At 64.6% G+C, this 11,614-nt stretch carries 5 protein-coding genes; 4 read left to right on the top strand and 1 reads right to left on the bottom strand.

Annotation, left to right across the window (positions count from 1 at the left end):
- The first annotated feature begins 60 nt into the window (after nucleotides 1–60).
- From ilvC (Uis4E_RS02445) to Uis4E_RS02460, 4 genes are all read left to right on the top strand, one after another.
- Nucleotides 61–1,113, top strand: coding sequence for a ketol-acid reductoisomerase (gene ilvC, locus Uis4E_RS02445; RefSeq protein ID WP_101621698.1), 1,053 nt, complete (start codon nucleotides 61–63; stop codon nucleotides 1,111–1,113).
- Nucleotides 1,114–2,092: 979 nt separating this feature from the next.
- Entirely contained in the window at nucleotides 2,093–3,145 is a 1,053-nt protein-coding gene (gene ilvC, locus Uis4E_RS02450; RefSeq protein ID WP_034529598.1) for a ketol-acid reductoisomerase, read from the top strand.
- A 794-nt stretch (nucleotides 3,146–3,939) separates the two neighbouring features.
- Nucleotides 3,940–7,191 carry an Ig-like domain-containing protein gene (locus tag Uis4E_RS02455; protein WP_243394283.1) on the top strand — a complete coding sequence of 1,084 codons (3,252 nt, stop codon included), beginning with the start codon at nucleotides 3,940–3,942 and terminating at the stop codon, nucleotides 7,189–7,191.
- A 721-nt stretch (nucleotides 7,192–7,912) separates the two neighbouring features.
- On the top strand, nucleotides 7,913–8,941 hold the full coding sequence (locus Uis4E_RS02460; RefSeq protein WP_101621699.1) for a Gfo/Idh/MocA family protein: 1,029 nt from the start codon (nucleotides 7,913–7,915) through the stop codon (nucleotides 8,939–8,941).
- Nucleotides 8,942–9,980: 1,039 nt separating this feature from the next.
- On the opposite strand, the gene Uis4E_RS02465 is transcribed toward Uis4E_RS02460, so the two are convergent.
- Nucleotides 9,981–11,468 (bottom strand): amino acid permease, encoded by a 1,488-nt coding sequence (locus Uis4E_RS02465; RefSeq protein ID WP_101621700.1) that lies wholly within the window; start codon nucleotides 11,466–11,468, stop codon nucleotides 9,981–9,983.
- Nucleotides 11,469–11,614: the final 146 nt, after the last annotated feature.

An 11,614-nucleotide genomic window follows, 5' to 3' on the forward strand; every position in this document is an offset into this window, starting at 1 on the left:
ACCGATTGTCGGACGTGCAGTTTCGTTCGGCACACTGAACAACATAAAGGAGTGCCTATCATGGCAGCAACTATCTGGTACGAGAAGGACGCCGACCTCTCCGTGTTCGAAGGCAAGAAGGTCGCCATCCTCGGCTACGGTTCCCAGGGCCACGCCCACGCGCTGAACCTGCGCGACTCCGGCGTCGACGTCGTCGTCGGCCTGCGTCCGACCTCCAAGTCCGTCGAGTTCGCCAAGGAGCAGGGCCTTGAGGTCAAGTCCGTCGGCGAGGCCGTCGCCGAGGCCGACGTCGTCATGATCCTGCTGCCTGATCAGTACCAGGCCGCCGTCTACAAGAAGGACGTCGAGCCGAACCTGAAGCCGGGCGCCGCTCTGGCCTTCGCCCACGGCTTCAACATCCACTACGGCTACATCAAGCCGTCCGAGGATCACCCGGTGTTCATGGTCGCCCCGAAGGGCCCGGGCCACATCGTGCGTCGTGAGTACGCCGCCGGCCGTGGCGTCCCGGTCGTCGTGGCCGTCGAGCAGGATCCGGATGGCAAGACCTGGCCGCTGTGCCTCGCCTACGCCAAGGCCCTCGGTGCCCTGCGCGCCGGTGCCATCAAGACGACCTTCACCGAGGAGACCGAGACCGATCTGTTCGGCGAGCAGGACGTTCTCATGGGCGGCATCAACCACCTGTGCGACATGGGCTTCGACGTGCTGACCGAGGCCGGCTACCAGCCGGAGATCGCCTACTTCGAGGTGTTCCACGAGCTGAAGATGCTCGTCGACCTCGCCAACGAGGGTGGTCTGAACAAGGCCCGTTGGTCCTGCTCCGACACCGCCCAGTACGGCGACTACACCTCCACGGTCATCACCGAGGAGACCAAGAAGCGCATGCAGTACCAGCTCAAGCGCATCCAGGACGGCTCCTTCGCCAAGGAGTTCATGGATGACCAGGCCGCCGGCGCCCCGAAGTTCAAGAAGCTGCAGGAAGAGTACTCTCACCCGCACCTCGAGACCGTCGGCCCGAAGCTGCGCGCCATGTTCTCCTGGAACAACGGCCCGGCCAAGGATCAGGACGAGGCCGAGTCCTTCAACGGCAAGATCGCTCGTACCCAGGTTCAGTGAGCTTGACCGCCCCGGCTCCCGTCCGATGAGGACGCGGCCGGACGACCATATCGGTCAGTGAAAGGCCGCCACCCGTTCACCACGGGTGGCGGCCTTTTGGTTGTTGTGGTTGTTGTGGTTGGTTCGGTTGTTGTGGTTGTTGGTTGTTGTGGTCTTTAGTTGTTGCGGTTGTTGCGGTTGTTTCGGGTTTTTGGTTGTTGTGGCCTTTGGTTGTTGTGGCCTTTGGTTGGTTCGGTCTTTGGTTGGTTCGGTCTTTCGGGTTTTGTTTCTTTGCCGCCCCTGCCGCCCGCCCCGTCCTCGGCGCGATAAATCCCGGGAATTCGGCCTATGCTCCGGGAATCTTTGTGCTGACTCACTCTCAGTGCAACTATTCCCGGGTGATGGGGCTGTTTCCCGGGATTTATTGTGCTGGCGGTGTCTCAGCGCAACGATTCCCGGGCGACAGGGGTGATTTCCGGGATAAGTTGTGCTGGGGCGCTGGGGGAGTTGTGCCGGGGAGTTGCGTTGGGGGAATGGGATGCAAGGATTCCCGGGCGGCAGGGGTGATTTCCGGGATAAGTTGCGCTGTGTCCGTAGCTGTGTCGCGGTCGGCGGGACGGCGTGATGAAGTGAGGTCCCGTCTGCCTATGGTGCAGGGGACGGGCGGCGGCGGGCGTATCCGTGGAGCGGCTGTCCACGATGCGGGGGAATGGGTCGGATGATGGCCCGAATCATGGACGTGGGCCACTATCCGACCGCAATATCGCTAGGATTGAGCCCAGTTCACGGGACACAATCCCGCACGATCGAGGTCATCCGGTCAACGCACAACGCACGCGTCACCACGCACGCGCGACCGGCGGACCACCCACCCGCGCAACGTGCGCCCACGCATAACGCGCAACCACATAACGACACCGTGTGCCGTTCGCACGAACGGTCGAACCGGTTGAACACGACCGACGGCCGCACGACGGTACGCAAGTAAAGGAGTGCCACCATGGCTGCACAGATTTGGTATGAGAATGACGGCGATCTCTCCGTGCTCGAGGGCAAGAAGGTCGCGATCATCGGTTACGGTTCCCAGGGCCACGCCCACGCGCTGAACCTGCGTGACTCGGGCGTCGACGTGGTCGTCGGCCTGCGTCCGACCTCCAAGTCCGTCGACTTCGCGAAGGAGCAGGGCCTCGAGGTCAAGTCCGTGCCGGAGGCCGCCGCCGAGGCCGACGTCATCATGATCCTCGCGCCCGACCAGTACCAGCGCAACATCTGGAAGGACGACATCGAGCCCAACATCAAGCCGGGCGCGGCCGTCGCCTTCGCCCACGGCTTCAACATCCACTACGGCTACATCAAGCCGAGCGAGGATCACCCGGTCTTCATGGTCGCCCCGAAGGGCCCGGGCCACATCGTGCGTCGTGAGTACGCCGCCGGCCGTGGCGTCCCGGTGGTCGTTGCCGTCGAGCAGGATCCGCGCGGCGACGGCTGGGCGCTGACCCTGGCCTACGCGAAGGCCCTCGGCGCCCTGCGCGCCGGCGCCATCAAGACCACCTTCAAGGAGGAGACCGAGACCGATCTCTTCGGCGAGCAGAACGTCCTCATGGGTGGCGTGAACAAGCTCGTCGAGATGGGCTTCGAGGTCCTCACCGACGCCGGCTACCAGCCGGAGATCGCCTACTTCGAGGTCTGCCACGAGCTCAAGATGCTCGTCGACCTGATGAACGAGGGCGGTCTGAACAAGGCCCGTTGGTCCTGCTCCGACACCGCCCAGTACGGCGACTACACCAACACCGTCATCAACGAGGACTGCCGCAAGCGCATGGAGTACCACCTGGGCCGCATCCAGGACGGCTCCTTCGCCAAGGAGTTCATCGACGACCAGGACGCCGGCGCCCCGCACTTCAAGGAGCTGCAGGAGAAGTACTCCAACGAGCGCATCGAGACCGTCGGCCCGAAGCTGCGCGCCATGTTCTCCTGGAACAAGGACGGCGTGAAGGACGCCGACGAGGCCAACTCCTTCACCGGCAAGATCGCCCGCGCCCAGGTGCAGTGAGCTTGGTCTCAGTGGGCTGAGGTGGAGCCGGGTCTAGTGAGCCGGGGCTTGTACGTCAAGTTCGGTGAGCCTGACTTGGTGAGCTCGGCTTGGCGCTTGCCTCGTATCCCGCTCCCGCTGGCGGGAGCTGTCGGTCGTAGGCCGACTGAGGGTGGCCGCGACAGCCCGTCAAACCACCCTCAGCCCCGCTTCGCGGGACAGCTCCCGCCGGCGGGAGCAAACGAATAGGCCGCCGTTCCCCCGATACGTGGGGGAGCGGCGGCCTTTCGCGTTATCGCGTTATCGAAGAAATCAAAAGAATCAAAAGGCTCGGTCGGCGGTAGGGGCGGGCGGGGCGAAGGCTTGCCTGCAGCTCCTCCCAAAGCCGTCACCGTTCCGGTGGATGCTGGCGGGTTATTGCTCTTGTGGCGTCATTGGCGTGCCGTCGGTGGTGGTGGCGTCGTAGTGGTGCCGGATGTCCGGCGGCAGTGTAGCGGTGTCGGATGGTGGTGGGAGAATGGTCGACAATCGTCTATGGGAGCGTTCACATCGGCGGAACAGCATCGTTGAGGAGCGGTGGCCGGAACGCGCGGGGCCTCGGGGAAGCGTGACGCGGAATCGTCATCGCCCACCCGTCGCCTCGAATGTGAGCGCGCACATAGTCCGTCACGCGCGTGGCGACGGAGCGATCCGCCATCCGCGCGCGGAACGTCCGGCAGGATCGTGGTGTGACGTAGCACCGTGAAGCGGCCCTGACGGGGGAGACCGAAGGAGAGGCGCTGCGTCGCGCCCAGACGAAAGTTGCAGTGCAGCATATGAACCATTGGAAGAAAGCAGTCGCGCTGATCGCGACGGTGCCGATGCTCGCGGCGTTCGCGCCCGCGGCCACCGCCGCCGACGCGACGACCGCGGTCGCGCAGTCCGCGCCCGCCGTCACCGCCGCGGCCGACACCGCACCGACCCTGCTCGCCAGCTGGGACTTCACCGGCAAGAACGGCACCAGCAGCGGCGCCATCGCCGATTCGACCGGCAAGTACAACCTGACCCTCAACGGCGGCGCCAAAATCGAGCAGTACGGCGACCGCAACAACAACGAATCCCTGTCGCTGCGCGGCGGCGGCCAGTACGCGCAGATCGACGACCAGCTGTTCAAGGACGCCGGCGACTCCTTCACCATGGAGTTCGCGACCAAGACCCGCCACGACGACAGCGGCAAGTTCTTCTCGTTCATCGTCGGCAAGGACGGCTCGAACGACTCCAACACCACCGATCAGGCGAACGCCAACAAGTACCTGATGTTCTACAACAGCAAGACCGCTGTCAAGGGCGTCATCTCCAACAACAACTGGGGCAACGAGCAGGGTGCGAAGGTCTCCGTCGCCAACAACGACAATGTGTGGCACAACTTCAAGATCGTCGTGGACGGCACCAAGCTCGCCGTGTTCCGTGACGGCACCCCGATCATCTTCAAGGCAGACACCGGCATCACGATGGGCGACCTCGGCGCCTACACCACGTACATCGGCAAGTCGTTCTACAACGGCGACGAGTACTGGAACGGCGCGATGGACGACATCAAGGTGTACAAGGGCGCCGAACTCGCCTCGCCGACCGGCGTGACCATCTCCGGCGACGGTGTGGTCGACGGCAAGCTCGCCCTGACCGAGAAGTCCACCGCGAAGCTCACCGCCACCGTCACCCCGGACGACGCCGTGAGCAAGAACGTCACCTGGTCGTCCTCCGACGAGGGCGTGGCGAAGATCTCCGACGACGGCACCGTGACCGCCGTCAAGGCCGGATCCGCGACCATCACCGCGACCACCGAGATCGGCGACGTGAAGGCCGAACTGCCCGTCACCGTGAACCCGCTGGACGCGAAGAGCGCCGCCACCGAGGACCTCGACTCCGCGATCAGCGCGCTCAAGACCACCACGACCGAGAACCTGCCGCTCGTCGCCGAAGGCACGAAGAACGGCTCCGCGATCACGTGGACGTCCTCCGATCCGAAGCTCATCACCGGCACGAAGGCCGACTACAAGGCCCCGAGCGTGGGCGCCGCCGACCCGTACCAGGGTGCCGGCGTCGTGACCCGCCCGGCCTACGGCGACGGCGACTCCAAGCCGGTCACGCTGACCGCCACCGCCAGCTACAACGGCGGCGAGAAGGTCACCAAGACCGTCGAGATCACCGTCAAGGAGAAGACGCGCGTCGCGCCGAACACCGCGTACGCGGCCGCCACGTTCGAAAGCGACAACGCCAACGGCGGCGAACGCATCTGGATGGCCTCCACCGAGGAGAACGACTTCTTCACGTTCAAGACCCGCAACGGCGGCAACCCGGTCATCACGTCGAACTCCGACACCAAGGGCCTGCGCGATCCGTACATCATCAAGTCCCATGAAGGCGACAAGTACTACATGATCGCCACCGACCTGCGCGTGTACGCGCCCGGCGTCGGCTGGGGCGAATCGCAGCGCGTCGGCTCCCTCAAACTGGAGGTGTGGGAGTCCACCGACATGGTGAACTGGACCCGCACCAACGCCGAGGACGGCGACACCGGCATCAAGGTGAACTCCGACGACGCAGGCATGACCTGGGCGCCGGAGGCGTTCTGGGATGATTCGCTCAACGCCTACCTGGTGTTCTTCTCCTCCCGCATGTACACCGACGAGGCGCACACGCAGGCGGTCAAGGGCAAGAACGGCGGCGCGTACAACATCGTGCGCTACGCCATCACCCGTGATTTCAAGACCTACACGGCTCCCGTCGACTGGCAGGACACCGGCTACTCGCGTATCGACACCACCGTGTTCAAGATCGGCGACTACTACTACCGCCTCACCAAGAACGAAGAGGGCGGCGCCGCCGGCCAGTACATCACGACCGGCAAGTCCTCGTTCCTCGAGCGTTCCAAGGTGCTGACCGCCCCCACTACCGAGGCTTCGCCGGACAACGACCCGGAGACCGGATGGCAGCTGCTCGACCAGAACCTGCTGCCGTTCGAAGGTGCGGAGACCATCGCGCTGAACAAGGGCGACAAGAACCAGAACGATGAGGGAGACGCCTACATCCTCATGTCCGATTCCGGCGGCTACCAGCCGTTCATGACGAACGTCCGTGCGCTCGAATCCACGTCGTGGACCAACCGCCTGTCGCAGACCGCAGGCTGGAACACGCAGAAGAACCACGGTCCCAACGTGCTCGGCCGCGTCTACTCCACCGGCATGCCCGACAAGACCCGTCACGGCGGATTCGTCGCCATCCCGGAGGCCGTCTCCGACGCGATGAAGAACTGGACGACCGTTCAGGCCGTCGGCTCGACGACCACGCTCGCGTATGACGAGGCCTCCCGCACCCTGACCGCGACTGTCAAGGCCGACGACACGGGCACCGTCGCCGGTTCCGTCAAGTTCGCCGTCGCGGACGGCTGGTCCGAGACCGTCAAGCTCGACGCCGACGGCAAGGCCTCCGTGACCGTCCCCGCCGCCGTGGCCGGCGACATCACCGCCACCTACGACGGCTACACCGACGGCCTCGTCAAGAGCTCCGTCAGCGACCCCGTCGAAGTCAAGCAGGGCGAGAACCCGACCCAGCCGGAGATCACCATCACCGGCGAGGGCGTCAAGGATGGCGCGGTCACGCTGAAGGCCGGCGATGAGCTCGACCTCCACGCCTCGCTCGCGCAGGGCGACGCAGCCACGGCCGACGACGAGCTGGTGTGGGGCGATCCGTCCGATCCGTCCGTCGTCGCGTACGTCGACCAAGGTGCGAACCCGGCTGCCGGCACCCGCCGCGTCAAGGCGCTCAAGGTCGGCACGGCGACGATCGTCGTCTCGTCCAAGGCTGATTCGAACGTGAAGGCCACGCTGACGATCAAGGTCGTCAAGGCCGACGGCGGCACGACCCCGGACAAGGGCGACACGACCAAGCCGGAGACCAAGCCGAACGACACGAAGAAGCCGGCTCTCTCGGCCACGGGCAGCGCCATCGCCGGCCTGACCGTGCTCGGAACCGCCGTGCTCGCCGCCGGCATCGCCCTCACCCTCTGGCGCAAGCGCCAGGCGTGATATCGCCCTGCCCCCGCCGGCGGGGGCTGTCAGCCGCAGGCTGACTGGGGGTGGTCAACCGGGTTGCAAACCCGTGGAGACCACCCCCACCCGGCTTCGCCGGGAGCCCTCCGGGCCCTGCAACTACGGACGGCCTACGGCCGGCCTCACATTAGCTCGCTATCGCTCGCCTTCGCCTACGGAGAGCCCACCGGGCTCTCCGCTTCACGGCTCAGCCCGCCGGCGACGGTGATGTCTTTCCCGGCGGGGGTGTCTTTCCCGACGGTGATGCCTTTCCCAGCGTCCCGGAATCCGGAGTGCTTCCCTGTGCTCCGGATTTTGGGACGCTGACTTGTTTTCAGCGGCGTTTTGTCGGGAAACGAACCGTCATCTCCGGACAACGGGACGCTGACTCGAAGTGAGCGTCCCGTTGTCGGGAGCAATGGGCTCATTTCCCGACAGCGGGACGCCTCGAGATGATGAAGGTGCGACGGGGTGATGCGGCGACGGGGTGATGCGGCGACTGGGTGATGCGGCGACTGGATGATGGGGTGGGGGGATGATGGGGCGACGGGACGATAGTCGGCGGGGTGATGGGCGATGGGGTGATGGGTGATTCGGGGCGACGGGGTGATGCGGCGACTGGGTGATGGCTGACGGGATGGGGTGACGCGGCAATGGGCGCGGGTACAATCGGGGCGTAATCATCCGCAGGCAACCATCGACGTGGAAGGAAACCGACATGCGCGAACTCAAGTGGGCGACGCTGGGATGCGGCGTCATCGCCAACCAACTCGAACAGGCGCTGGAACGCAACGGACGCAAACTGTACTCGGTCGCGAACCGCACGCACGCGAAGGGCGTCGCGTTCGCCGAGAAATACGGCATCGGCAAGGTCTACGACGAGATCGACGACGTGTTCGCCGATCCGGACGTGGACGTCATCTACATCTCCACACCGCACAACACGCACATCGGATTCCTGCGCAAGGCGCTCGCCGCCGGCAAGCACGTGCTGTGCGAGAAGTCCATCACGCTCAACTCCGACGAACTCGACGAGGCGATCGCGCTCGCCGAAGCGAACCACGTGCTGCTCGCCGAGGCGATGACCCTCTACCACATGCCGCTCTACCGCGAACTCGACCGGATCATCGCGGGCGGCGAGCTCGGCAAGGTCAAGCTCATCCAGATGAACTTCGGCTCCTACAAGGAGTATGACATGGCCAACCGCTTCTTCAACCGCAACCTCGCGGGCGGCGCGATGCTCGACATCGGCGTGTACGCGCTCTCCTGCATGCGTTGGTTCATGAGCTCCAAGCCCGACCGGATCGTCTCGCAGGTCAAGGCCGCGCCCACCGGCGTGGACGAGCAGGCCGGCATCCTCCTGACCAACCCGGACGGGCAGATGGCCACGATCACGCTGTCGCTGCACGCGAAGCAGCCGAAGCGCGGCACCATCGCGTTCGAGAACGGCTACGTGGAGATCTACGACTACCCGCGCGGCGAACGCGCCACGATCCACGACACGACCGGTGCCGTGGTGCGCGAGGTCGAGGCGGGCGATACCGCGAACGCGCTCGCCTACGAGGTGGCGGACATGGAGGCCGCAATCGCCGCGTTCGAAGCGGGCGAGTCCGGCGAGATTCCGGCCGACGAGGCCGCTGCGAAGGTCGAGGGTCTTCTGCACCTCGGCTACACGCGCGACGTGATGGACATGATGACCGAGATCCGCCGCGACCAGTGGCACATGACCTACCCGGAAGAGGAGTAGAGGGAGCGGGCGGTTCGCTCCGGGATACGTGCGGTTCACTCCTTGGTTTGCCACACTATTTCGTGGCAAACCCCGGAGCGAACCGTGATGGTCGGGGAACGGGCTGTGCCGATGGCGGAGTGAACCGCGCGGTCAACACGCGTTGACTGAAATCGGTAGATATGGTCTGGTGGCTGATTCGGATCCACGTGCCGTTCGTGAGTGGGCTGGTGCAGACGCTTCCCCAGTCGGCTCCGCCTACAGCCACCTCGGCCGAGGAGTCCGGGATAGGTGTGGAGGCTTGGGAATGAGCGTCATCTCCATCGGCATCGTCGACAACGACGTCATCACGGTGAAGGCGCCCGCCGCAAGCTTGGTGCCGCCACCCTCACCCAAGCCGTGGTGACCTGGCTGCGTCAGATCGGTCAGTGAGCAAACGCCTGAAGAGCGTTTATGCAGGTGGCGAGCTAGATGAGGGTACAACTATCCGGATTTTCCGGATAGTTCGTCAGGAAGGGGACCGCAGGATTTCGCGTACGGCGGCGTTAGATGGAGTATTGGCCTTGCCGTCATCATTGCGGAACGTGCTTGAAGATGGGCGTTGCAGTGGTTTCTTTGGTTGATATGGTTTTCTCCGCTAGAAGGGGTACTTCCGCCGTTTGACGGAAGGCCATCTGCGTTACGAGGGGTACTCGAATGGAGATATTCTGGCCGCTGAAGGTGATTTCAGACTGTATATCCCCGGATTACGCCCGACGGGGTACCCCTTGTAACGCAGATAGGTGTGGGAGCGATGGGGAATGTACCCCTTGCAACGGTGTTAGATGCCGTGATACTAGGGCATATGGTGCGGTAAGCATGTGGCATATACCCCGTGCTGTTGCATCGGGTAGGTGGTGTCAGGTGGGGCATCGGGTATGTGGTTGCCGGGCTGTGGCGTCAGGTATGCGGTGTCAGATATGTGGGCCGAATATGCGAAGCGGGGTGCCGACATGACTGCCGGCACCCCGCGGGTTCTCATGGAACATCCTCGGTTCTCACGGAACCGTCCGGGCGGACCCTACTGCTTCGCCTGGGTGAGCTGGTAGGCGACGAAGAGGATCGCGAGCCAGATCACGCCGGCGATGACGGCGACGCGGTAGCTGGGGGAGAAGCACATGAGCACCACGACCAGCGCGAGGAACGCGAGCACCACCCACGGCGTCACCTTCGCGAACGGCAGCTTGAAGTGGATCGCGGCCAGCGCCTCGGCGCCCGACTTGCCCGCCAGATCGGTGTCGTCCGGCGCACCGCCCGCGGCGACGACCTTGCGGAACTTCATTTCGGTGACCATGATCATCGTCCAGTTGATGATGCCGGCGATCGTCGCGATCGACATCAGGTAGTTGAACGCGAACTCGGGCCACACGAACACGACGACCACGGCGATCGCGGTGATCACCGCGGAGGTGAGCACGCCGGCCACCGGCACGCCATGCCGGTTCAGCTTGCCGAGGTAGGCGGGCGCGTTGCCCTGCTTCGCCAGCGAGTACAGCATGCGCGAGTTCGCGTACAGGCCGGAGTTGTAGACGCTCATCACTGCGGTCAGGCACACGAAGTTGAGGATGCCGGCGGCCGCGTGCACGCCCACCGAATCGAAGATCTGCACGAACGGGCTGGACTTGCCGTCGATCTCGTTCCACGGCACGACGGCCATGATCACGCCGAGCGCGCCGATGTAGAACACGAGGATACGCCAGATGATGTCGTTCGTGGCGCGCGGGATCGTGGTCTTCGGATCCTCCGTCTCACCGGCCGTGATGCCGATGAGCTCAGTGCCGCCGAAGCTGAACATGACGACGACGAGCGCCATCAGCAGGCCCGTCCACGAGCCGTCCTTCGCCTGGCCCATCAGACCGTTCGGGAAGAATCCGCCGCCCACGGTGAACCAGTTCGCGAACGTCGCCTTCGCGCCCGACTCGGTCGGCAGCGCGAACACGATCACCGCGAGGCCGCCCAGAATCATCGCGATCACGGCCACGATCTTGATGATCGCGAACCAGAACTCGAACTCGCCGAACTTGCTCACGCCGAGCAGGTTCGCCGCGCAGATCACCACGAGGAACACGGCCGCCGACACCCACGTCGGGATCGCCGGGAACCAGTAGTTGACGAACGAACCCACCACGGCCAGCTCCACCATCGACACGAGGATGTAGTTGAACCAGTAGTTCCAGCCGGAGATGAATCCGGCGCGCTTCGACCAGTATCGGGTCGCGTAGTAGCTGAACGCGCCCGCCTTCGGATCCTCGACCGACATCTCGGACAGCGCGCGCACGATCATGAAGATCGCGAGACCGCCGATCAGGTAGGCGAGCAGGATCGACGGGCCGGCCAGCGCGATCGACTCGCTCGAGCCGTAGAACAGGCCCGTGCCGATGGCGCCGCCCAGCGCGATCAGCTGGATGTGGCGGTTCTTCAACGATTTGCGCAGCGTCGCGGGCACCGGCACGTCGTCGGTTTCGCGCGGCTTCGTGGCCGTGTTCCCGGCCTTGTTCTCGGAAGCCATATGTTCTTCTCTCTCTTGTCTCGTATATCGCGGGCGTTCCGCCCGTCCGTCCACCGCGGGAGACCTTGTGGGCCATGCGCGATGGTTCGCAACCACGGTATTGTATGCCGCTTCCGCCCGGCGATTGCGTTTGCGTCCGCGGACCG

This window comes from Bifidobacterium parmae (assembly GCF_002860365.1).
Classification (GTDB): Bacteria; Actinomycetota; Actinomycetes; order Actinomycetales; family Bifidobacteriaceae; genus Bifidobacterium; species Bifidobacterium parmae.